Here is a 24,550-nt window from a genome sequence, read left to right on the forward strand (position 1 = left end):
AGAAAGCGCTTCCATTGGGGGCGCTTTTTTTTATTTATAAGGAGTAGTAAGAAGTTGGTATTTGAAGTTTGAATAGCTATTTTTACGGTGTAAAATTTGTAAATAGATGAGAGAAATTCAATTCAGAGAAGCCCTAAGAGAAGCGATGTCAGAAGAGATGCGCAGAGATAAGAACGTTTTCTTAATGGGTGAAGAAGTAGCAGAATATAATGGCGCTTACAAGGTGTCACAAGGTATGTTGGATGAGTTTGGTCCTGAAAGAGTGTTGGACACACCCATTGCTGAACTTGGCTTTGCAGGTATTGGTGTGGGTGCAGCCATGAATGGCATCCGACCTATTATAGAGTTCATGACATTCAACTTTTCATTAGTTGCTATAGATCAGGTAATAAATTCAGCTGCCAAAATGTTAAATATGTCAGGTGGCCAGTTTAACATTCCAATGGTTTTTAGAGGCCCAACAGGAAATGCTGGTCAGCTAGCCTCACAACATTCACAAAATTTTGAAAACTGGTATGCTAACACTCCTGGTTTAAAAGTAGTAGTACCTTCCAATCCTTATGATGCTAAAGGTCTATTAAAGTCAGCCATCAGAGACAACGACCCAGTAATTTTCATGGAGTCAGAATTAATGTATGGTGACAAAGGCGAGGTGCCTGAATCAGAATACCTGGAGCCAATTGGTAAAGCTAAAGTAGTTAAAGAAGGAACTGATGCTACAATAATTTCATTTGGTAAAATGATGAAAGTAGCTTTGGCTGCTGCGGAAGAAATGGAAAAAGACGGTCACTCAATTGAAGTAATTGATTTAAGAACTGTAAGACCTATAGATTACGCAACCTTATTCGAGTCAGTGAAAAAAACCAACAGATGTGTAATTGTAGAAGAAGCATGGCCTCTTTCTTCAATCGCAACTGATCTGGCTTTCAATATTCAGAAGAACATCTTTGATTTTCTTGATGCACCAATACTTAGGGTAAATAATTTTGACGTACCAGTATCATACGCTCCTACCCTTTTGGAAGCTGTATTACCAAATGCCGAGAAAACAATAAAAGCTTTACGAAGTGTGATGTATCTTGATTAAATAAAACTACTTAACACTCTTCACGAGTAGTTAATAATCAATGATTTACAAATTATTTGAGCCGATCTAAAAAGGATCGGCTTTTTTTATGCAAAATATTTTTTTACCAGAAGCAACTTTTACAAATTCCTCAAGTCTTTTGAGCAGATAATAAAAGAAATTGGAAACAACTACTACTATAGAGATTCATCAAGACCTGATAGAGAGCTGCAAAGCTGGTAGTCAGCAGGCATTTGGGAAACTCTACCATTTATATGCAAAAGCGATGTACAATGTTGCTCTGCGTATTATCAAGGTAGAGGAAGAGGCCCAGGATATTCTACAGGAATCTTTTGTTAAAGCTTTTAACAAGATTAACCAGTACGAATACCAGGCAAATTTTGGGGCCTGGCTTAAAAGAATTGTAATAAACCAGGCACTGGATAATATCAGGAAGAAAAAAGATATTATCTCAAAAGATATTGAAGGAATGGAAATTGCGGAACAGGAAGAAGTGGATTGGCAGGAGGTAGATTTTACTATTGAAAGAGTAAAAAAAGCCATTATGGCTTTACCTGATGGCTTTAGAGTGGTGGCTAGTATGTACCTGTTCGAAGGTTTTGAGCACAAGGAAATAGCTCAAATCCTGGGAGTTACAGAGAGTACCTCAAAATCACAATTTCACCGGGCAAAAATAAAATTAAAAGAAATTCTTAAGACATATGAAAACTGAAAGAGATAAGCTGGAAGAATTTATTGGTAATAATAGAAATGCTTTTGAAGAAGAATTCGATAGCAGTAAAGGCTGGGAAGCGATAGAAAAACAAATCACCCCTTCTTTAAAGGATAAAAAGAGCACTCGAAAGATAAATTGGTATGCAGCTGCATCCATAGCATTGCTTTTAACAGTAAGTTGGTTAATTGTGGATAGAATATCCCTCAACGACAGAGTGAATGAATTAGAGAGCCTTACAGTTGACGGGAGAAGCTATAAAGAGATAGAAAGCTACTACACCCAAACAATTAATACCAAGTCACAATTGGTAAAAGAAAAAGCGAGTCAGATAGATTATCCGATTGAACAGGACCTTGATGAACTACAAAGGAACTATGAAGCCCTAAAGCTACAGCTCAAAGATGGTGTAGCTCATCAAAAAATAGTAGATGCAATGATTTTCAATTTAAGAACGCAGATTGAGGTGCTTAATGCACAATTAGAAATACTTGAAGAAGTGAAAAATTATACACAAATGCAAAACGAACAACAAAATGAAAAAGAAATATAATATCATCGTAATAATAGGTCTGTTGCTCATCAATTATACAGCCCTGGCACAGGAATCTACCGTTTTATTAGATAAATCATTTCCTGTAAATAAAAGTGCTTCTTTGGAACTTAACAATCAGTTTGGTAACATCACTGTAACCACCTGGAATAAACCAGAATTCTATGTTAAAGCACAGTTAGTACTAACAGGTTTATCTGAAAAAGAAGCGCAAAAGATTAAAGAAAAAGTAAATGTAAGCTCTTCTCAAAACAGTGACCGTGTAAGCGTTGAGACATTGTTTAAAAAAGGAGGAATCAATATGAATGGGTCAGGGAAAAAGTTTGAAATTAACTATACTGTAAAAGTTCCCAACAATCATAAACTCGACATAAAAAACAGCTTCGGTAACTTCTCTATTCAGGATTACAATGGACCAGTAGAGCTAAATGTAGAATACGGTAACATTTCTTTAGGTAATCTTAAAACACTTAAGCTTAAATTGGCTTTCGGTAATGGCAATATTCAATCTATAAAGGAAGGTAAATTAGATGTGGAATATGCAGATCAATTCAATATTAACAGTGTTATTAAACTTGATTTAGATAACTCCTTCTCCAAAGTAAGTATTGAATCAGCTGAACTTATTAAGCTGGACTCTAAATACGGAACGCTAAAGATTGGAACAGTAGATATATTAGAAGGAGATTCGGAGTTTTCAGGGATGAAAATCAAAAGGCTTAACAAGCGCTTGGAACTGGATGGGTCATATGTTAGTGGGAGTATGGAAATTGAGAGCATTGCCACTGATTTTGAGTTGATTGACCTTGAAATTGAATTCTCCAGCGTAGAGTTGAATTTTGAACCTGGAGTTAAAATACCTTTTGAGGTTTCCACCAGCTTTGGAGACTTCAAATACCCTAATAGCAAGGTAAACCTGACTTCAAGAATAGAAAAAGACTTTGGTAAAGAGTTTAAAGGCACTTTAGGAGAAGGTAATACCAGTTCAGGTAAAGTAACAGTAGAAACTTCTTATGGAAATGCTACTTTCAAGGTAAACTAAGAGAACTACCTATAAGAACAAAAGCCCTGAAGAATAGTTATTCTCCAGGGCTTTTGCTTTTGAGTGTTTGTTTCAATCAGAATAAGTTAATATTAAAGAATATTTTTAGCACACTTATGACAAATATAGTTCCTACTACAAGAGGAGAAATGTACCTCACCATAAATAAGATCACTTTCTCTGTAACAGAACCCTCTAACTGAGGATTTCCAAAATACAGTTCTTTCTGAAAACCTTTATCTCTCCACTTCCATGCGGCAAAAATGGCAATAAAGAAGCCGCCAAGTGGTAATGATAAATCAGAGAATACATTTTCAATCAAAGTGAAGAAGTCAATATCCTTACCTCCATAGAAAGTGAATTTAGTGAAGAACTCACTGGCTCCCTGAGAAAGCATAGTGGGTAAACCTATAATAAATATAATAAGGGCTACTCCATAAACAGTTTTCTTTCTATGAAATTTAAACTGATCTGTTACATAGGCCACAGGAACTTCCAGTAAGGAAACTGTAGAGGTTAAGGCAGCAAAGCAAAGTAAAAGAAAGAAAATAGCTCCTACAAAAGGACCTACACTACCCATTGATTCGAAAATACCTGGTAATGCTACAAATACCAATCCAGGGCCTGCATTAGCTTCAATACTTGGCTGGCTAAATACCAGTGGAAAAATCATTAAACCAGCCAGGAAGGCAATAGAAATATCAGCAATAGTAATCAGGGCAGCAGCACCTACGATGCTATCATTTTTACCAACATAAGAGCCATAAGTGATTAAGGCCCCCATACCTAAAGAAAGAGAGAAGAAAGCCTGAGCCAAAGCCGTATAGAAAGTATTTGCATTAATTTCACTAAAATCAGGAACCAAATAAAAAGCAAGGCCTTCGGAAGCACCATCAAGCGTTAAACCATAGCAAATAAGCCCCACAATCATTATTACTAAAAGAGGCATTAGTATTTTTGTCCATCTTTCGATTCCTTTTTGCACACCACCTGCCACAATTAGAGCAGTTAGTACCATGAAACCAATGGAAAAGAATAAGTTATCCCAAATATTGGACACAAAACCACCAAAATGATCACCGTAGTTTAAGCCCTTGCTTAGCAAACCTCCAAAACCTATTTCAAGAAAATAGCCAAAAGCCCATCCGGCAACCACATTGTAAAAGCTTAGAATCATTACACCGGAAAGCACGCCCATGATACCAATAATGCCCCATTTTCTTCCTCCCAGTTTACGAAAAGCACCGTAAGGGTTTAAGCGAGTATTTCTTCCTATAGCTGTTTCTGCCAACATAATAGGTAAACATATCAAAAACGCACACGCAAGGTAAATTACCAAAAATGCCGCTCCACCATTCTCTCCTACCTCATATGGAAACTTCCAGATGTTACCTAAACCTACAGCCGAGCCAGCTGCAGCTGCTATAAATCCTAATCGATTAGAAAATCCTCCTCTTGATGCCATGTATTAAAATTTTTAGGTCGTAAAGATATCAGATAATTCTATTTTGGCAATAAAATAGAGGAATGGATATTATTAAAATATTACCAAAGGCTAATATTCCTTAAAGATTAGCAAAAATTATGACATAAGCTGAGCTATTTTCCTTGTCCCAGGAAATTCACTCATAATTGTTTTCATCAGTACCGTTAAAGGAATGGCTAATATCAAACCAGGCACACCCCATAGGAAGCCCCAGAACATTAACATAATAAGCACTACAATAATGTTAATAGAAAATGATTTCCCCATCCAGATAGGTTCTAAAATAGAGCCAAATAGTACCTGAGCACCTGTAAATAATAATAAAGCTGCAAGTACAGTTCCCGGAGCTTCCAGCTCAATAAAAGCAAATATTGTGGCTATGGCAGTAGCTATGATAGAGCCAACCATTTGTACAAAATTAATTACGAAAGCAAATAAACCCCAGAAAATAGGAAAACTTATATCTAACGACCAGGCTATTATACCAAATGCCAGCCCTGTAAGTAAACTTACCAAAATTTTAACTTTAAGAAACTCTGATATGCTTCTTTCAATTTTAACAAAAGTCTTTACAGATTGTGTTTTTCCATGGGAAAGCGTATATTTTACTATGTCATTAAAATTCATGGAGCCTGCCAGCAGCAGTACCAGGAAGAACAGAGTCATCAAAATATTAACCAATGTATGCCTGGCCAATGTGAAGGTGAGTTGAAAGTTATTAATAAAAGCCTCACTCACTTTCTCACTTTTCAGCAACTCCTGGATAGTACTCTGGTCTTTTGAAGGTTGAATGCCTAACATATCAGAAAAAGGTGTGATAAGGTCGGCTACTTTATCATCAAATTTCTGAAAAATCTCTCCTTTTCCTGCCTGAATCTCCCTTCCGGATAGCTCAACCACTTTAAATACAGTGAATAAGGTTAATGCTAAAATAAATATTACTGCTATTAATGACACAAAATGAGGCCATTTACGCTTTTTCATCCAGCGCATCATCGGTGTAAACAATAATGCTATAAAAATAGCAAACATCAAGGGTATAAATATAAAAGATAAGACTTGCAGGATATAAAATACAACAGGAATCACCAAAATTAACAGCAACCTGTTGGTGGTAGCCAAATCATTTATTTTCATAGGGTATTATTTAAACTAGGAGGTTTTAACGCTAACACATTAAAAATGATACGCTGAAACTTCATTTAAGTGCGTGCAATTAATACACATTTCAATTTTAGTGCGTAAAGTTAATGAAACTCAAGGACTAATTACCGATTGCCTGTAGAAATAAATTACCTAAAAGGTTATCCTTTGAAATAGCTAAAATCATGAAATATATCTCTCTGCTTCTGATAATTTTATGACTGATTGATTAATTTTATGCCATGTTTAAAAATACAATATTAAGTCTGGTAATTATATTACTGGCAAACAATTACAGCCTTGCACAACTATACAGAGTAGTCAACCCGCAAAACGAACCTATCCCTTTTACAACTGTTTTTGAACCTGGAACAGAAAATGGGGACCTTACCGATGAAAATGGTATTTTTCGCTATACGCCTAACAAAGTAGTGGTGTTGAGTAGTCTGGGGTATAAAACAGATACTGTTACACTAAAGCCTAGTCCACATACTTCTCTTTTAATTCTGCAACCTGACAATAAATTATATGAGATAGAAAGACCGGAAATGCTAGTCATTCAAAAAGAAATTGGGAGTTGGAAGTCAGGCCATTTCCTTGAGAAAAGAAAAGAGTATTATTACTTAGCCAGTGATAATGTAACCCTGTTAAGCAAGGTAACTAATAAACAAAACGCATATGCTGAAATAAAAAAAGCTTACTTTGACTTAAAGATTAGTAAGCAGTCAAGCATAAGAGTAAGGGTTTTATCAGTTGACAAGCAAACTGGTGGGCCAGGTAAGGATTTACTGAGAGAAAATGTGATTGTTAATGAGACCAACCTTATTGGCTATTATAAAGTGAACTTAGCACAGTACAATATTATAATGCCTCCTGAAGGAGTTTATATTGGTTTTGATTTGCTACCACTTGTAGAACTACCTAACCTGGTTGTAAAAGTAGGGCTTGGTACTGAAACAAACTCTAAAGACAGCTATATTGGTACTGTTACCAGCAAAAAATGGACCTCTTTCAATAATAGAATTAAATCTCAGGCTTCTCTGGGTAATTTTAGATTTGGAGTAAAGGCTGTTTATTAACTGAAGAGATAAACTCACGCTATGTAACAAGGACGCTTAGGCCAGGCATTTGCAATGTTTAAAAGTAAATAGCCCCTCTCCTAACTTTTGAGAGCTTTTGCCCATACAAAATAGCAGCATATACAGCGAGAGATGACTCTTGAAGAACAGCTTTAGTACAAGTTAACTTTCTGAGTTGAAAACTCATATTTTGAGAATCCTCTTTGCAAACTAGGACTAGTGGAAGAATTAAAAGATCTCCAACGCATTCGCTAGCTTTCTACAGCAAAATTGAGAGGACCTCATAGGGAACCATAAAACAAAAAAGCGAGCTGTGAGCTCGCTTATTATTTTATTTCTACCTGTATTTAATATATTACAGTTCTTTCTTAGTATCCCATTTTTCAAGGTAATCAGCTACTCTGCGTACTACCATACCACCTAAAGAACCATCTACTACTCTATGATCATACGAGTGAGAAAGGAACATTTTGTGTCGTATAGCTATTACATCGCCCTGAGGAGTCTCAAGTACTGCGGGCTTCTTCACAATAGCTCCCAGAGCTAAAATACCCACTTGAGGTTGCATAATAATTGGCGTACCCATTACATTTCCGAAAGAACCTACGTTGGAGATTGTAAAGGTACCTCCTTCGAGCTCTTCCGCTTTTAATTTATTGTCTCTGGCCCTTTTTGCTAAATCATTTACTTTATTAGCCAGACCTCTGATGTTTAACTGGTCAGCATCTTTAATTACAGGTACAATTAGATTACCACTTGGTAAAGCTACAGCGACACCAATATTAATATGCTTTTTCTTAATTATTCTGTCTCCATCAACCTGTACATTAATCATAGGGTAATCCTTGATTGCTTTGGCTACAGCTTCTATAAATAGCGGTGTAAAGGTAAGGTTACCCCCCTCCTGCTCTTTAAATTGATTTTTATACTTGTTTCTCCATTGCACAACGGCAGTCATATCTGCTTCCACAAAAGAAGTAACGTGTGGAGAAATACGTTTGGAATCTACCATTCGGGTAGCAATCATTTTACGCATTCTATCCATTTCAATGATTTCATCATCACCTGAAATGCTTACAGGCACACCCTTTGGTGCTGGTTGTGTTGCTGCTTGCTGCGTTGTTGCAGTTTGTTGAGATGGCTGGCTTTCCTGCTGAGCCGGTTGCTTTCCTCTTGTTTCAACATAGCTTAGAATATCCTTTTTGGTCACCCGGCCATCTTTGCCTGTTCCATCAATATTCTCAAGCTCATTAATACCTATATTCTCCTCTTTAGCAATATTACGTACTAGTGGAGAATAGAATTTACCTGATTCAGAATGAGCTGAAATCTCCTGCCCGTTGGATGTTTGTGCACTTACTTTTGTTTGAGTATGCGCACTAGCAACTACTTCTTCCTTGCTCTCTTGTTTATCTTCCTGCTTGTTGGATGTTTCAGCACCATTACCAGCTCCTTCAGTTTCAATAATAGCAATTGGATTTCCCACGGCAACAACGTCTCCTTCTTTGGCTAGTATCTGCTTGAGGACTCCTCCTTTTAATGCCGGAACTTCTGTGTCTACTTTATCAGTAGCTACTTCCAGTACGGATTCGTCTTCCTCTATTGTATCACCTTCTTTTTTCAACCAGGTGAGTACTGTTGCTTCCATTATACTTTCGCCCATTTTGGGCATTACCATTTCTACAGTTGCCATGAATTACTTTTCTTTTATTGAAAATAAATAATTTAAATCCTGAATATTCCCTGACGAATCATTTCAAATTCCCGGGCACCTTTTCAAACTCTATTTGAGATTGAATTACTACTATACATATACTTACCTAAATAATTTGCCAATTTAACATTAATTCTATTGAATCAAACAAACAGGTTAAAAGCAAATATTATTTGTACAAATTTACAATTAATCAGCTTTTTCTCAATTATTTTGAAGATAAAGTTTGTCTAACCAAATTTAAAACTGAATTAGCTGTGAGATCAATATTACTTTCTCTGTCAAATTGAAAATTAAATAATTTAGTTTGGGTTTCTTCACCATCTGCCAAAGCTACCCAAATAGTACCTACTGGCTTTTCAGGTGTACCGCCTGTTGGCCCTGCAATTCCGCTGCTGGCCACTCCAATATCTGCTCCAAAGAGTTTTCTTACATTTTCTGCCATTTCCCTCACTGTTTCTTCACTAACGGCACCATATTGGGCTATGGTTTCAGCTTTAACCCCTAAATTATTAATCTTTAGATCGTTATGGTAAGGAACGATGCTTCCTCTATAATACGCAGAACTTCCGGAATTTGCGGTAATAAGCTGTGAAATATGCCCACCAGTACAGCTTTCAGCACAGGCGATTGTTAATCCTTTACTTAAAAGTAATTCTCCTACCTTAGCGGCCAGGTTGCTTTCATCTGTTCCATAAATGTACTGCCCTACCTCCTTGTAAAGCTTGTCCATTTCCTGTTGAAGTAATAACTCAAGCTTAGCTTTATCTTCTCCTGAGGCAGTTAATCTAAGCTTCACCTGATTTAAACCGGGTAAATAGGCCAATTTGATTTCCTGCGGTAGATTATTTTCCCAATCCTCTAATTTTTCGGCCAATGTGCTTTCAGGAATACCCACTGTCCTCACCATCTGATGAATCAGAAATGGAGTTTTAAAGAGTTCTTTCAAATCAGGAAGCACTGTATCTTCCATCATGTATTTCATTTCTTTGGGAACACCAGGCATAGAAACAAAAATCTTTCCTCGTTCATTGAACCACATACCTGGAGCAGTTCCATATTGGTTAGGCACTATTTTACATTTTACAGGTAATTCTGCCTGTCCCTTATTGAGTGCATTTAAATCCCTGCCACGCTTTGCAAACCTATCGGTAAGATCTGCCAGTACTTCTTCATTCAGATACATGTCCGATTGAAAATATTTTGCAAGGCATGGTTTGGTGAGGTCATCTTTAGTAGGCCCTAAACCTCCGGTAATCAAGACTATGTCTGCATTATTTTCTGCCTCAGCTAAAGCATTCAATATTGACTCCTCGCTATCAGCAACTGTCACTTTTCGCTTTACCCGAATACCCAACTTATCAAGTTCTGCACTTATCCAATGCGAATTAGTATCAAGTGTTTGGCCGTATAAAATCTCATCTCCAATTGAAATAAGCTCTGCATATATGTTTTTAATCATATTATAGTATATGTTCTCCTTTTAAATAGTGCTAATGTTAAATAGTGCTAATGGAATAGTGAAGTAATGTACCTAATTACTATTAACCTCAAAATAATCATCTTCAAAGATGATTGTTTCAAATTTATACCAAAATACTTAAAGGAGGGAAGAAATCGTTAATGTTTTACAATGAACAAAAATGCTGCTTCACTCTTTCCTTTTTTAAGTACCAGGTAGTAAGGTCCATTCTTCAATTCACTGGTGGATATTACTTCGGCCTGCTGTACAGGGTTCTCGCTTTTCTTTGTGAGTATTTCCGCACCTTTTACATCCATAATTTTATATGAATCATACTTAAAGTCTCCTCTAGCTTTTAAATGAATGAATTTATTGGCAGGATTTGGAAAAATAGAGAAGAACGATTTTAGTTGTGCTTCATTTCCTAAAAGAGGATCATTAACAACTACTAACTTTTTGGTTTCAGTAGCAGTACAGCCCATATAATCTTTAACTGTTAAAGAAATATCATACACTCCGGCAGCATCGAAATTAACATTCAGTAGTCTTCCATCGTAAGTTTGCTCACTTCCTAACCGCCATTCCCAATTACCTACATTAGTTGCTATACCTTCTAAACTGAGAGAATTGTTAAACGCTGTATTGAGAGTATCTGTACTCATTTTAAAATCGGCATTTAACTTATTGACATAGATAGGTATTTTCACTTTAGCTGAAGGTACAACATTATTGATATTGACAGCATACATTAATGTATCTGATTGTACATTCGATAATAACAACTCTTCACCCTTGCCTATAAACTGTGTTAAAGAGGAATCAGCATAGAACAATAATGATGAGGTATTGGTAGCACTTATGATAATATTGCTATTACTACAAGTATAAAAATCATCAAATACCGGAACTTCGCTTACAACAGGGTTAAAAATAAGGGTGTCAACACAACCTGATTGACTAAAAGCCAGTAACTTCAATTTTTGATTTTGCAGTGCAAGCAAATCAAAGGATACAGTATCTGAGCTTCCCAATTCTTGATTACCTAATAACCATTTTACACTGCTTGCAAACTTACTTTTATTACGTGCTTTTCCTTTATCGTTATCTGAATTAATATCATTAATTACTTCCATAGCAGCTTGTAAAGGAATAGCTTTAACAGCAACAGGTGCCATCAGCGAGGGATACTCACCTGTTTCATTACGGATGTAAAAGACTGTATCTTTGCTTACGGGAGGCGTTAAAAATGATTGTCCCCTGTATATTTCCTTACTGCCCGCTAAATCCTGGTACACCACAATTTCCTGTAACGCAGGATCTTCAAGAGAAACCCTGCTATTGCTACATATTTCAACAGATGCAATTTTTGGTACAGAAACTCTCCAGCGCGTAATGAACGTTTGGTTGATAGTATCTATACACCCAATATAATTTTCTACAATTAGCTGAACGTCTATGCTAGTCGCTTCATTAAAAGCGATAAGCGGATTTCTTTTAGTGGACTGGAAACCATTGCTAAAACTCCATTTCCAGCTAACGGCATCTTTACTGGCATCTAAAAACCTGTAACTATTGCTGGCATCAGGATTAAGTAAAAAAGGTTGATCGGGCAATTCAAATTGCGCAACAGGTTTAGAAATTGCCAGCTGCAGTCGCTTTCTTAAAGTTGTAAATCCTGCTGAATCAATCTCTTCATAATAAAAAGTAGTATCAGCCTTTATGACTCCCGGCTCAAAATCAGTCCCTTCATAAATTACAGTACTTGATAAAGCATCAGAGTAAATCTTATATGTACTTTTTGATGTTGTTGAAATGATGGGCGAATCATCCGGGCATACGTAAACCTGTCTTCCCATAGGAGGATTAGCATATACTTGATGATTTCTTTCTTTGGCCTTATCTAATAAGGCATATAACGCCTCAGTACTTTCAGCTGTTAATAAAGCTAAGGTTGCGTTACTGGAAGATCCACTGTAAAAATCATTCATTTCCAAGCTATACATACTGGCAACATCATTCCCAACTCCTATATCTCCTGCTGTTCTTTTTTGGAAAATCTCTGATATTTTCTTCCATAAAAATGAATCTGTAAATTCATTATTAATAAGATCAGAGGTATTTCCATTGCTATTACCAACATCTATTGCATTAAAATTCAGAAATCCTCCCTCAATCACCGCTAAGCCTGCATATAAATTATCGGAAGAATTATACGCATAAACCAATCTATTTAAAGAGTCAAATTGAATTTTGTTATTAGCTTGTCCGCCAACAGCCCAATCAGCAAGGAAACCAAAATAAAGCTTCTTATAATCCTTGTTACTTCTGTTCATCAACTGATATTTCAAAATCAGCAGTCCTTCCTCACCTTCATCTTGCCAACCTAGAAGCCTTTGGCGAATGTATATTCCCAGCTTTGAAGAGATGGTATCCTGCTCTTTCAGGACGCTCCTCACATCAAAATCAGCCGTTACATCATTATATCTTTTAAGCCTTTCAACCGTTTCTAATTCTTCCGTAAACAGATAACTTTCGGGATCAAGGGCCATGTTTTTGCTGATACTATCTTCAGCAGTTGCCAAAGCTATTCCCAGGTGATCCAATAAAGAAATGCCTTTGTAACGAAGAGAATAAGAGATAAATGGATTTTCATAACTTCTACCTATATTACCTGTAGAAGTAAACCCGAAGCGCCAGTTGTTAAAATTGTAAATCTGTGTTTTAGGACTCGAAAAAATTCTGAAAGACTGATAATCCGAATAAAGCTCTCCCTCCATTAATATTCTAAAGCTAATGACTTCATTTTCCGGCAGGTTTTCCGATAAAATCACTACAAAAGGAGAATCATCATTACTTGTTTTTTCAGATGTGGCAAGTGAAGGAATTGTGAAATTGCTATTAACTATTGTGACATACTCACTTTCTGAAGTAAGCGTGACTTCCACATTCTCAATAGGTTCCAAGTAATTGGTAAACTCCAGGGAAATGGAAAGCGTATCACCGAAATATGCTGCTTGCTCCAGGCCGTTGGTGTAATTCACATTAGAAATTCGTATCGCAGGATCATCAAAATTAGCCAGTGCTTTAAAAATATTGAGCCTCCCCTTACCAAATTTGTATTCAAAATTTGAATTATCAGCCACAGCGCTAATATCATCTGAATTGACTCTGAGTTGCTCCATTACCTGCAGCGCGTTCCATTCCGGATGAACCGCCCTGATTAAAGCCGCAGCACCTGCTACCATTGGTGCAGCGTAAGAAGAGCCTCCGTCTCTGTTATATGTATTATTATTCTGTGTGGTGTAAATACTTACTCCCGGAGCCACTACATCAATATAATTACTATATGTTGCGTTGGGATCTCTTACATCACTGCCATTTACAAACCCTACAGAAGTCACATTATCATAAGAAGCCGGAAAAAAGTCAAGTTCAGCATTGGTATTTCCGGCAGCCGCTACTACCACTACGTCTTTTTCGAGTACTGCATAATTAATAATATCCTGCGCAAACTGAGAATATCTTCCTGAATTTCCCCATGAAAGGTTGATGACATCACAACCTTTATCTGCCGCATAAATGATTGCCTCATAACTATTCCGAGAGGAATTATCTGACGATCTGAAAATCTTCAAAGGCATAAATTTGGTTTGAAACCCAATTCCTGCCATTCCAAGGCTGTTATTAGTACTGGCAGCGGCAATTCCTGCCACCCCTGTTCCATGTGCACTGCCATCAGCTTCAGGCATATGATCTCCATCCGCAAAGTCCCATCCGTAGTAATTATCAATATAGCCATCCCCATCATTATCTACTCCATCTATCGGGTCAGCTGTGTTAAGATATAAGTTTTTCCGGAGGTCTTCATGGTCCAAATCAACACCTGTATCAATAATGCCAATAATTTTCGTACTGTCTCCCTGAGAGATATCCCACGCCAGATACGCTTTAATTTGTTCCAGATATGTTTGTGAAGCACCTATTTTAGCCTGAGGATCATTAGGAACCAACAGTGGATAAACATTGGGATAAGGTTCTGCATAAGCCACATTATCAAAAGAGTTTAAATAATTCAGGTATTCTTCTTCATTAATGTCCGCTTGCAAATCAATTTTGTAAAGGCCAGAAAGGATGCTGCTTTGCCCTCTTCTTTGCAAGGCCTGAGATGAAATTACTGCTTCCACTTTTTGTACACGGTTATCTTCCTGTAACATAGCTTCATTAAGAAGTATTTCCCCGGTACCCCGGCCAGCTTCCTGCTTTAATTTTATTACTACCAATCCCGGAACATAGGGCTCTGTTTGTGCGTGTAGAAAAGCAGAGTAGAGAAAGATAAAGCTGAGCAGTAATATTTTTTTCATATGGCTAATAAGGTTAAATCGAAGGATTTATATTTATCCATCAAAAAGCATTTTCCAGCTTCAATTCTTAAATGTATCTTTAGGCAATGACAATTCACACAAATTTAAATAATTTATATCGATGAGTTTATTCAAAAAACACAAAGAAACTTTAAATAAAGCAATTGATGCCATCCATGACAGAGCATTTTTTGCACAATACCCGGAGCATCCCTCACCTAAAATATACGGAGAAGAAGCCGATAAGGATGGCAGAGAGAAATTTCAGGCCGGCCTCAATAAAAAGTTTGAAGATTTATTGCAGGAAAGCCCTGAGGCCTGGGTGGGTCAGGAAGAATCTCCTTATATGCAAAAGCCTTTGGGAATTCTTTATCCTTCATTTAGTCCTAACACTTTAATCAGCCGAAGTAAAACAGCCTGGAGTCAGTGGAGAAACATCAGTATTGATGACAGGGCAGCTATTTTAGTGGAAAGCCTTGAAAGATTTAAGGAGCGGTTCTTTGAAAATGCATATGCTACCATGCACACAACAGGACAGGGATATATGATGGCATTTCAAGCCTCGGGACCTCACGCAGCTGACCGTGCTTTGGAATCGCTTGCTTTAGGTTATGAAGAGCAGAAAAGGTTTCCGGAAAAGAAATTGTGGGAGAAGCCAATGGGTAAATTTAATATCCAACTAAATAAAACCTGGAGAGCTGTACCAAAGGGAATTAGCCTGGTGATAGGCTGTAGCACCTTCCCTACCTGGAATTCCGTACCGGGATTATATTCCTCATTAATTACAGGAAATACCAGCATAGTAAAACCTCATCCGGGGGCAATATTGCCAATGGCTATTGTAGTGGCAGAAATTCAAAAAGTATTGAAAGAAAATGGAATTGACCCTAATGTATGTCAATTGGCGGCCGATACTTATGATCATATGATCACAAAAGAGTTGGCAGAAGACCCGGCCGTTAAGTTGATCGATTATACAGGTGGTTCAGCATTTGGGTCTTACCTGGAAGGATTAAAAGGCAAAACAGTATTTACTGAAAAAACCGGGGTAAATTCCATTATACTGGACTCAGTAGAAGACGTTGATAAAGTAGCACAAAACCTGGCATTTTCCATCTGCCTCTATTCCGGCCAAATGTGTACCTGTCCACAGAACTTTTTCATTCCGGAAGAAGGCATTAAATCTCCCAACGGAACAATCAGTTTTGATGAGTTCGCACAAAAGCTGGTTGATAATATTAATGGCTTAGTGGATAATCCTAAAGCAGGCCCTTTTGTATTAGGAGCTATTCAGAACCCAAATACTGTTGCTCATACGGAAGAAGCCAAAAAATTAGGAAGCAAAGTATGGATGAAAAGCAGAAGCATTGAAAACCCTATGTTTAAAGAAGCGAGAACTGCTACCCCTATAGTTGTAGAAATGACTACTAAAGACAAAGACAAGTTTACCAAAGAACTATTTGGTCCGGTTGTACTATTAATTAAAACTAAAAACACACAGGAATCTATTCAATTGGCCTCAGAATTGGCTGAAGCTCATGGAGCTATCTCTTGTGGCGCTTACACAACTGATAATCTGACAAAAAATGCCATTATGGATGCTATGGCGCTGGCTGCCACTCCCGTGAGCTTTAACTTAACAGGAGGCATTTATGTAAACCAGAATGCTGGTTTTTCTGATTTTCATGTAACAGGGGGCAATCCTTCCGGAAATGCTTCTTTAACTAACCCGGAATATGTAATTAAAAGATTTACCTGGGTGGGTTTTAGAGAGCCTGTTGAGGAATAATTGATTTGACTTAAGCCCTCCGAAAAAATAAGCTTCGGAGGGCATTTTCTTCTTCCACCTCTGCGATTATATAAAAAGACTATTCCAATAAAGCCACCTATCTTCTACAATTTATTATAAAAAAAGATACCCCACAATGCAGATTTCAGGAGTATTATACGTCTTAAACCGAACACTTTTCTGTCCACTTTTGAACACACTAATATTTGGGGGAAATTCCTACAGGAAATAAAAATAACCTCTTCACTCCCTCTGATGCAGGAATTGCAAAAAAAATTCTTTTCCCATGCAACCACTTTAAGTTTAGGCACATCTATTGAACAGATTATAAGAAATAAAAAATAAAACCTAAACTAAAAGATGATGAAAAAGATTAACTTACTATTAGCAGCCCTATTATTTGTAACAGTAACTGTATCTGTAAATGCGCAATCCATTGATGCCAAAGAGATTATAAAGAAAGCAAAAGCTGGAAAAGACATTACCTATCAAAATGCCACCATTAAAGGAGTTTTAGATTTTACTCCTTATGAAGAGAAAAAGGATGATCTGCCAGGCCGTTCGTGGTTTAGCACCTCATCCAACACCATTAAAAATGAAATCTCAGGCAAAATCACCTTTATCAACTGTACATTCGAAGATGATGTATTAGCCTATTTACATGATGATGACACAGAATACACTTTTGTTTCAAATTTTGAAGAAGATGTGATTTTTAAAAATTGTGCTTTTAAGGAAGGTGCTGCATTTAAATATTCCACTTTCTCAGGAATAGTTGATTTTTCAGGTTCTGAAATAAAAGAAGAAGCTAATTTTAAATATGCAGAGTTTGAAAAAGAAGCTGATTTTGCAAAACTAAACTTTAAAGAATTAGCTAACTTTAAATATGCTGAATTTGAAGAAATGGTTACTTTTTCCGGTTCAACATTCAATTCAGAAGCTAATTTCAAATACACTGAAATAGATAATGGTGTTAATTTTAGCAATACCATATTCGAAGATTTTCTGAATTTAAAGTATACCAAATTAAACGGTGCTGTGAACCTTAAAAACTTTCAGATAAATGGTGATATGGATACTAAATACACCGAAGTGAATGGTAAAAGCTTTACTTCTTACCTGGTAAACAACAGATAACCCTATCAATGGGAGTTCGGTAAAAAAGAATCCTCCAACCCTATAAAAGAAGCTGCCACATAAATAATGAAGGCAGCTTTTTTTTATTTAATACTGTTCAGATTGTATTATATTGTGGAATAGTTTGACCAGGAGTGCAATTCCTGTAACAAATTAGCTTACACATATGAAGAAATACGATTTGGCGATTATTGGAGCCGGTCCTTCCGGCTATGCTGCTGCCATGCGTGCAGTGGACTTCAGAAAAAAAACGCTTCTCGTTGAAAAGCAAACTTTAGGTGGTGCAGGCATTACCAATGGTGCACTTTCTTCTAAAACATGGTGGGAGTTGTCGCGTGATATGCTGGCTTTCCGCAGAAATCTCTCCCGCTATGGCATGCAGTCACCTGCCACCATCTGGAAAGAAATTCAGCAAGAAGTTAATTTGGCTGTAAAAGAGAGAATACACCTTTTGCAACATCACCTTGATTGCCTGAGAGATAGCCCTACTTATAGCCAATACCTTGATTACCAAACGGGGACTGCAGAAATTGTGGATGAAAATACCATTAAAATTACAAATGATGAAGAAACTGATGTAGTGCATGCGGAATACATCGTTATAGCCTCAGGGAGCCGTCCAAGAACACTTCCTCATTTACCAATTGATGAGGAGCATATCCTTAGTAGCGATACCATTGAACACATGACTGATTTCCCCAAGAGCCTTGTAATTGTAGGTGCCGGTGTGGTAGGCTGCGAGTACGCTACTATTTTTTCAGGCTTTGGTCAAACTAAGGTATTTTTAATAGATAAGGGAGATAGCATTCTTCCTTTTGAAGATGCTGATGTGGTAGCTGTAATAGAAAAAAATCTGGAAGAACAGGGAGTGCATATCCATAGGAATTCTACATTAACAAAAATGGAGATTGTTAACGGAAAAGTGATGTATGAACTGGCCTTATCCGATGGACGCACCGAGACTTTTGAAGTGGAAAAAGCCTTAGTTTCTGTCGGCAGAGTACCTAACTACGAGAAAATCTGGTCGGATGCTGTACCTATTAAAATGAATTTAAGAGGTATTGAAGACCATGACACAAACACTTCAATTAAAAATATCTTTGCTATTGGAGACATTACTGCGGATATTAACCTGGTGAACGTAGGAGAATTGGAAGGACGATATGCAGTAGAGAAAATTTTTAGCCACCCTACAAAAAAACTGGTCTATGAAAACATCAGCACCATTATGTTTTTAAACCCGGAAGTGGCTGGTGTGGGGCTTAATGAAAAAATGGCTAAAGAGAAAGGTTATAATTATAAAGCTGTAACTGTGGATTATACTACCATTCCCAGAGCGATTGCCAAAAGAAATACACAGGGTTTTATTAAACTGTTGGTTACTAATGATGATGAAATGAAAGTATTGGGTATGCGCGTAGTGGGTGAACAGGCATCCTCAGCCATACAGGCAGTAGCATTATTAATCAGCATGAATAAAGGTATTGAGGAGCTGGCGGAGTGTGTACACCCCCACCCCAGCATTACGGAAGGCATTCAGGAAAGCGTGCGGGCACTATTGGGTAAATCCATATTAAAGTCCGGTCTGCTCAACAATAAGGTAAACTGCTATTGCTATGATTGCGAGAGAGGTGAAATTGAGAGCTTTTAGGTGATAATTGAATGAAATTATAAATTATTTGATGTCAGTATATTAGTAATTTAGCAATATTGATGTTTTTAACTATCATTCTTTATCCTCACAACTAGAATATATTAACCAAATGTGAAAATATTCAAGGTCGGAAATAACGAATTACATATTGAACCTAACAAGATTTATTGGGACAATAAGCTTCTAAACAGTCAATTAGAAAATCCAACACAAATCCGTTACGGACTTGCCCCTATTCAAATAGATATGTTCACAATAGGAACAAATTTCAAAATCCAACTTCGTAACGAAAATAAAGATCGATTGAATATATCACTTAAATCTTATTTCGGAATTGGGAAAACTAAAAAGCATCAACATTATAATCATATAGCAGATGTCATTTGGGATGCCTATTTCTCGATACTATTTACAGAACTGACACAAAAGTGGGAAAAGGGAGAAACTATTGACATAGATAAATTTCGCTTTGATCTTTATGGAATAACAAAATCAATCGGAACAAATAAGATAACTATAACCTTTGACGAGATGAAACTACTCCCAAGATTTGACCATCTTCTTATTAACTCTAAATTAAATACTGAAAAGTTTATAAAGCTACACTATTTAGATCATTGGAATTGGCCGCTAATTAATGAAATACTAAACCTGGGAATAAGAAAACATGAGGTGTATTAATAATAAGAAGTAGAAATCTTCTGGATATTATGGTAATGGAAATATGGAAAATAATTAAATAACCTTAATAAATCCATTCCAAAAAGCTCCCCTCCTACCTCAACAATGTAATACTTCCTGATTTGGCTATTTCACTGTCACCACATTTTATCACGTAGTAATATACTCCATCAGGCACAGGACTACCATTATCTGTTGTACCTTCCCAATCGTTATTGTATGGTTTCGCCTGGTAAATCCTATTGCCTTGCTGATCATAAATTTCCACCCCGCATTGGGTAAAATTCTCAATGTTCTCCACCTTCCAAAACTGCGCAATGGCATCATTGTTAGGTGAAAAGAATTTCATTGGTGTGATTCTGTCTCCGATATTGGTTTCTTCAACGATCACCGTCACTTCCGCACTTCCAAAGCAGCCGTTGGCATCTATACCTTCTACCTTGAAAGTAGTGGTGGCAGGTGGTGCAAATTCAATCTGGCTGCCAGTTTCATTTAACGTTTCTGTTCCCGCAAACCATTCATAATCCACTAAACCAGAAACTACTATTGAAACAGTATCCCCCGACTTGATTGTAGCACTTGAAGGGGTTAAGCTTACATTAGGCATAGGAAAAGTTTGAATCTGGATTTCTGAAAAGCCTTCGCAGCCGTTAGCATTTGCCACTGTTACAGAATATGTACCACCTTCATCCACCGTGATTTCAGAAGTTGTTTCTCCCGTGCTCCACTGATAAGAGGAAAATGCACCATCCACTGATAAAACAGTACTTTCGCCTTCACAAACAGTTGTTGAAGAAGCTTCAACGGCTACATTAAGTGCTCCATTCACAGTTATATCCTGCGAAGATTGAGATGTACAAGTGGCAAACCCATCATAAGAAACTTCCAAAGTAACTTCAAATGTACCCGCTGCGCTATAAGTATGGGTAGGGTTTTGAGATGAGGAGGTTTTCCCATCTCCAAAATTCCAGGAGTAGCGGGCAAGTGATTCATCTGCTACGGTAGACTGATTAGTGAAAGAAACAGCACTCGCAATGCAGGCAGAAGCAGGTAAACTAAAATTTGCTGCAGGAGCTGCAAGAAAAGCCACTTCTAATGTATCAGAATGAATAGTGGGACAAAAGCTATTCACATTGTCAGTAATCTCCACATGGTATTCACCTGAGCCTGAAGGGGCGTAAGTTGCACCGGTAGCTCCAGAAATGGGAGATGTTCCCTGGTACCACTGATAGCTAAAGCCTGGTGTGTTAGGAGATACATTTAGGGAAACAGGATCCCCTTCGCAGTAGGTTCCTGCACCTGATTGCTCTAAGAAAAAGGATGGTGCTGAAATTACATCTACAACAATGCTTTTAGTTTCAATAATACAGCTACCTACATACACATCAAGGTAGTAACGACCTGCTTTACCCGCATTAAAATTGGTTACATCTACGCTTAAACCGGTTGCGGAATACCCCTGTGGCCCTCGCCATTCATAAGAGGTTGCACCAACATCAGAAGCTACGTTTAAGGTCAACACACCTCCATTACATACCGGATCATTAGCGGTTAATGTAGCTGAAGGCAAAGTACCGGATGACACTATCGTTACGGTAACTGTTTCAGATACCTCAGCGCAACTTCCTCCATCAGATATAATAGATACGGTGTAATCTCCTGAAGAAGTAGCATTAGTTAATTCTATAAAATTATCCGAACCTGATTTTACAACGGCTCCATCCTTTCTCCACTGATATGTAAGACCGGGAATATCCTGAACCTCAAGCCTTACAGGATTACCTACACATGCATTTACCGGCCCCTCGGGAGTAATGATTGGTTTGATACATCTATTATTCCTTAGTACAGAAATTTTAGATGAAAAAATACCATTACTTGCATCATCCACACTTGCCAGGACAATGTCAGGTTTACTATCACCATCAATATCAGCAATCTTAATATTCCTGTTAATATAAGTAACAGGAATTGCCACTTTAGTAAAATTTAATCCAGTACCATCATTATTCAAGATATTAACAGTTCTGGCCGGGCCAACAGTAGCAACTGCTATATCTATGTTGCCATCTCCATCCACATCTCCAAAATCCAAACCCCAAGGTCTGCTATCTGTTGCTACATTACGTGCAGATCCAAATTGTGGAGCACCTCCTACCTGGCTAGTTTCATTAAGAAATATTGCTACAGCAGAACTTAAAAACAAAGTAGCTACTATATCAGGTTTATTGTCGTTATTGATATCCCCTACTTTCAGGTTAACAAAAGTACCGGGTGAATTATACTGATTAAAACTATTAAATGAGATGTTACCCGGAGTACTTTGGTTAGTGGCAATGTAAAACCCTCCACCATCTGTTAAAAATTGGTTGGCAACAATATCCGGTTTCCCATCACCATTTAAATCTTCCACATCCAAACCAGCTGTACTTTGAGCATTACCTACATTCAGTTCGATTATATTAGGATCAAAAGAAATGTTCCCCCCTACAGAAGTATTTTTAACAATTGAAATTTTATTGTGGGCCTGATCTGATACAACTAAGTCGGGCTTCCCATCCAGATCAATGTCTTTAATAATAATTCGTTTGGTAGAAAATCCCGTTAAAGAAATAGTGGTTGTAGAACCAAAAGTTATACTACCAGGTGTACTCATATTTTCTTTAATAGCAATTCTGTTTCCTTCATTTAAGGCGTCTGAAAACTCAGAAAACACCAATTCAGGCTTACCATCACCATTTAAATCGCCTACAGTTAGGTTTAATGTATTAAATGGTACACCAGCTGGGATTGTTGAGGAAGGACCAATATTACCAGGTGAGCCTTGGTTTTCCCATATCTTACCTCCGTTAATATTAGTGTAAGCACCAATCATATCATTTTTGCCATCACCATCCAGATCACTAACAACTACATCATATAATCCACCCCCACCAGGACCATCAATTTGCGTATCGAAATCTGTGCTTGCCACACCCTGCTGGCCACCATAGCTTAACATAAAATGTTCACTACTATAGTACAAACGAGTAGATGAGTTTAAAACAGTGATATTGTCATAAGTTGCTCCGGTGGGCACTTTAGCCTCTATCAATTGATCTGAAACTTCAGTGATTTCCCCTTCCATACTCCCAAAAAAAATTCTGCTGGCTCCTGTGAGGCCAACGCCTTTAACCTCTACTAATTGGCCTGCATAGCCTTTTTTAGGAGTCACAGATTCAATGTAAGTGCTTTGGCCAAGCGTATCTACAGCAAATGTGCAAAGGCAAAAAAATAGAAAATATTTGGATAAATAATGAAGCATATAAACTATTAAATGAACCTTTTGAATTTACTTTATATCAATAATAATCACTTTAACATTTTTAAATTTCATCAACTCTTCTGCAGCCTTTTTGTCTTTTTCGGCATCTCTTCTTGAGAAGGTTTCATAAATATAAACATAATAAATTCCGGTTTTCTCATTATAAAAAATATCAGATGTGACATCCTGATCCTTTTTTAACTTTTTCACTAACCTGTCAGCTGTATTAAAGTCTTTAAATTCCTGTACTACTACATAATACTTCTTCTTTCGTACCTGGTCTTCATCGCCACCTAACTGTACATCCTGACTGGAAAACCTTGGTGCTCTGTCGTTAGATCTATCCAGAGACTTCAATTTTGGTCTTTCAATAAGCTCTTTAATTTTATCACCAATGGTGAGTTTTAATTGAATCTCATGAGCCCCATCAGCAATACCATTAACTAATTTGCTTGATGGTTCGTAGGCATAGCTGAAGGACAGTTTTTTCATATTAAAACCAATAATTCCTGACATTCCATAATTAAGCCTGTAGGAGCCACCAATCCAGAAAGATTCATTGAAAGTAAGCGTGCTCAACAGTTCTACTCTTTTTCCAATAAGAGGAGAATAATGATAAATAGCATACATTTGAAAGGGTGAGTAAACATCCTCAATTTTCACCCTTCTTTTGTATCGCCCTGCTCCTCTGGTAACAATCTTAGAGGCTATCGGCTTTTTAAAATAAGCCATCAGAATGAATTCCTCGAACGGTGATATTTCAAGCGCCTCAAAATTCTGACTATTCACATATTGAAGTTTAAACAAGCGGGGCAGTGATGCTCCAATATTTATACCACTGGAGGTGGCTAACTTAAAGCCTACATTTGAGATAGGTTGTATATTATTGTTAAGAAAATTAGTTATTGCAGGATCGCTAAGGTCTTGTACTTGCGTAACATCAATACTGTTTGCAGTCAGGCCACCGGAAATACCGAAGTGAAATGTACTGTTCCTGGTTAAGTTCATTTTATAGGAATAGGTAGCTAAAAAGTCAGTAGTAGATAAAAGTCCTCGGTTAAAATGCCTTAATGTAGCCCCCACACCAAATTTCTTATAGGTGAAAGGAGATTCAAAAGTTAAAGTAGTTACTACAGGCGCCCCTTCTACTCCTCTCCACTGCTGACGATGATTTAACGATACATTTCGAAAAGGATAAGCAGCAACTTCAGCGGGATTGTATAAATAGGGAGTTGAATAAAAGTGGTTATATACGGGTAATTCCTGAGCTTCTGAAGGAAGCACAAGAAGTAATAAATAAAACAATAATGCAAAAATAAATTTGACCATAGAAAGGGTGTACTTTT

Annotated in this window: 16 protein-coding genes; 9 read left to right on the forward strand and 7 right to left on the reverse strand. The window is 37.2% G+C overall.

All coding sequences use genetic code 11. The features are described from left to right. Positions 1 to 106 precede the first annotated feature (106 nt). The 4 genes from IEV85_RS17035 to IEV85_RS17050 all read left to right on the forward strand — a co-directional run bounded on the left by IEV85_RS17035 (position 107) and on the right by IEV85_RS17050 (position 3,394). A complete protein-coding gene (locus IEV85_RS17035; protein WP_188465661.1) occupies positions 107 to 1,087 on the forward strand; it encodes a pyruvate dehydrogenase complex E1 component subunit beta in 981 nt (326 codons plus the stop codon). Between the two features lie 160 nt (positions 1,088 to 1,247). Continuing rightward, the gene (locus tag IEV85_RS17040; protein WP_229712635.1) at positions 1,248 to 1,799 is read left to right on the forward strand and encodes an RNA polymerase sigma factor; all 552 of its coding nucleotides are present in this window, start codon (positions 1,248 to 1,250) and stop codon (positions 1,797 to 1,799) included. Next, the gene (locus IEV85_RS17045) at positions 1,789 to 2,352 is read left to right on the forward strand and encodes a hypothetical protein (protein ID WP_188465663.1); all 564 of its coding nucleotides are present in this window, start codon (positions 1,789 to 1,791) and stop codon (positions 2,350 to 2,352) included. The genes IEV85_RS17040 and IEV85_RS17045 overlap by 11 nt, the downstream gene beginning before the upstream one ends. After that, complete coding sequence (locus tag IEV85_RS17050) at positions 2,336 to 3,394, forward strand: DUF4097 family beta strand repeat-containing protein (protein WP_188465665.1); 1,059 nt, start codon at positions 2,336 to 2,338, stop codon at positions 3,392 to 3,394. Before IEV85_RS17045 ends, IEV85_RS17050 begins: the two co-directional genes overlap by 17 nt. A 76-nt stretch (positions 3,395 to 3,470) precedes the next feature. Here IEV85_RS17050 and IEV85_RS17055 read toward each other — a convergent pair whose 3' ends face one another. Next, positions 3,471 to 4,859, reverse strand: a complete 1,389-nt coding sequence (locus tag IEV85_RS17055; RefSeq protein WP_188465667.1) for a sodium-dependent transporter — start codon at positions 4,857 to 4,859, stop codon at positions 3,471 to 3,473. 117 nt (positions 4,860 to 4,976) lie between these two features. Next, a complete protein-coding gene (locus IEV85_RS17060) occupies positions 4,977 to 6,017 on the reverse strand; it encodes an AI-2E family transporter (protein ID WP_188465669.1) in 1,041 nt (346 codons plus the stop codon). A 248-nt stretch (positions 6,018 to 6,265) separates the two neighbouring features. Here IEV85_RS17060 and IEV85_RS17065 point away from each other — a divergent pair, with 248 nt between their 5' ends. Then, positions 6,266 to 7,102 (forward strand): carboxypeptidase-like regulatory domain-containing protein, encoded by an 837-nt coding sequence (locus IEV85_RS17065; protein ID WP_188465671.1) that lies wholly within the window; start codon positions 6,266 to 6,268, stop codon positions 7,100 to 7,102. Between the two features lie 355 nt (positions 7,103 to 7,457). On the opposite strand, the gene IEV85_RS17070 is transcribed toward IEV85_RS17065, so the two are convergent. The 3 genes from IEV85_RS17070 to IEV85_RS17080 form a co-directional block, all read right to left on the reverse strand. Continuing rightward, positions 7,458 to 8,795 carry a dihydrolipoamide acetyltransferase family protein gene (locus IEV85_RS17070; RefSeq protein WP_188465673.1) on the reverse strand — a complete coding sequence of 446 codons (1,338 nt, stop codon included), beginning with the start codon at positions 8,793 to 8,795 and terminating at the stop codon, positions 7,458 to 7,460. Positions 8,796 to 9,024: 229 nt separating this feature from the next. Further along, entirely contained in the window at positions 9,025 to 10,278 is a 1,254-nt protein-coding gene (locus IEV85_RS17075) for a competence/damage-inducible protein A (protein WP_188465675.1), read from the reverse strand. Between the two features lie 158 nt (positions 10,279 to 10,436). Then, on the reverse strand, positions 10,437 to 14,639 hold the full coding sequence (locus IEV85_RS17080) for a S8 family serine peptidase (RefSeq protein ID WP_188465677.1): 4,203 nt from the start codon (positions 14,637 to 14,639) through the stop codon (positions 10,437 to 10,439). A 121-nt stretch (positions 14,640 to 14,760) separates the two neighbouring features. On the opposite strand from IEV85_RS17080, the gene paaN reads away from it, so the two are divergent. From paaN to IEV85_RS17100, 4 genes are all read left to right on the forward strand, one after another. Beyond that, positions 14,761 to 16,428 (forward strand): phenylacetic acid degradation protein PaaN, encoded by a 1,668-nt coding sequence (gene paaN, locus IEV85_RS17085; RefSeq protein WP_188465679.1) that lies wholly within the window; start codon positions 14,761 to 14,763, stop codon positions 16,426 to 16,428. Between the two features lie 363 nt (positions 16,429 to 16,791). Beyond that, entirely contained in the window at positions 16,792 to 17,565 is a 774-nt protein-coding gene (locus IEV85_RS17090; RefSeq protein ID WP_229712636.1) for a pentapeptide repeat-containing protein, read from the forward strand. A gap of 166 nt (positions 17,566 to 17,731) precedes the next feature. After that, complete coding sequence (locus tag IEV85_RS17095) at positions 17,732 to 19,216, forward strand: dihydrolipoyl dehydrogenase family protein (protein ID WP_188465683.1); 1,485 nt, start codon at positions 17,732 to 17,734, stop codon at positions 19,214 to 19,216. A 114-nt stretch (positions 19,217 to 19,330) separates the two neighbouring features. Continuing rightward, positions 19,331 to 19,900, forward strand: coding sequence for a hypothetical protein (locus IEV85_RS17100; RefSeq protein WP_188465685.1), 570 nt, complete (start codon positions 19,331 to 19,333; stop codon positions 19,898 to 19,900). A 94-nt stretch (positions 19,901 to 19,994) separates the two neighbouring features. Here IEV85_RS17100 and IEV85_RS17105 read toward each other — a convergent pair whose 3' ends face one another. Next, positions 19,995 to 23,204, reverse strand: coding sequence for an FG-GAP-like repeat-containing protein (locus IEV85_RS17105; protein WP_188465687.1), 3,210 nt, complete (start codon positions 23,202 to 23,204; stop codon positions 19,995 to 19,997). Positions 23,205 to 23,231: 27 nt separating this feature from the next. Beyond that, entirely contained in the window at positions 23,232 to 24,533 is a 1,302-nt protein-coding gene (locus tag IEV85_RS17110; protein ID WP_188465689.1) for a PorP/SprF family type IX secretion system membrane protein, read from the reverse strand. Between the last annotated feature and the right edge of the window lie 17 nt (positions 24,534 to 24,550).

Source organism: Marivirga lumbricoides (genome assembly GCF_014636295.1).
GTDB classification, from domain to species: domain Bacteria; phylum Bacteroidota; class Bacteroidia; order Cytophagales; family Cyclobacteriaceae; genus Marivirga; species Marivirga lumbricoides.

Bases quoted from the DNA above. Each gene is read 5' to 3' on its own strand.
- IEV85_RS17055 (WP_188465667.1), bottom strand. From the start codon at position 4,859: ATGGCATCAAGAGGAGGATTTTCTAATCGATTAGGATTTATAGCAGCT.
- paaN (WP_188465679.1), top strand. From the start codon at position 14,761: ATGAGTTTATTCAAAAAACACAAAGAAACTTTAAATAAAGCAATTGAT.
- IEV85_RS17090 (WP_229712636.1), top strand. From the start codon at position 16,792: ATGAAAAAGATTAACTTACTATTAGCAGCCCTATTATTTGTAACAGTA.
- IEV85_RS17065 (WP_188465671.1), top strand. From the start codon at position 6,266: ATGTTTAAAAATACAATATTAAGTCTGGTAATTATATTACTGGCAAAC.
- IEV85_RS17060 (WP_188465669.1), bottom strand. From the start codon at position 6,017: ATGAAAATAAATGATTTGGCTACCACCAACAGGTTGCTGTTAATTTTG.
- IEV85_RS17105 (WP_188465687.1), bottom strand. From the start codon at position 23,204: ATGCTTCATTATTTATCCAAATATTTTCTATTTTTTTGCCTTTGCACA.
- IEV85_RS17110 (WP_188465689.1), bottom strand. From the start codon at position 24,533: ATGGTCAAATTTATTTTTGCATTATTGTTTTATTTATTACTTCTTGTG.
- IEV85_RS17095 (WP_188465683.1), top strand. From the start codon at position 17,732: ATGAAGAAATACGATTTGGCGATTATTGGAGCCGGTCCTTCCGGCTAT.
- IEV85_RS17070 (WP_188465673.1), bottom strand. From the start codon at position 8,795: ATGGCAACTGTAGAAATGGTAATGCCCAAAATGGGCGAAAGTATAATG.
- IEV85_RS17075 (WP_188465675.1), bottom strand. From the start codon at position 10,278: ATGATTAAAAACATATATGCAGAGCTTATTTCAATTGGAGATGAGATT.
- IEV85_RS17050 (WP_188465665.1), top strand. From the start codon at position 2,336: ATGAAAAAGAAATATAATATCATCGTAATAATAGGTCTGTTGCTCATC.
- IEV85_RS17045 (WP_188465663.1), top strand. From the start codon at position 1,789: ATGAAAACTGAAAGAGATAAGCTGGAAGAATTTATTGGTAATAATAGA.
- IEV85_RS17035 (WP_188465661.1), top strand. From the start codon at position 107: ATGAGAGAAATTCAATTCAGAGAAGCCCTAAGAGAAGCGATGTCAGAA.
- IEV85_RS17080 (WP_188465677.1), bottom strand. From the start codon at position 14,639: ATGAAAAAAATATTACTGCTCAGCTTTATCTTTCTCTACTCTGCTTTT.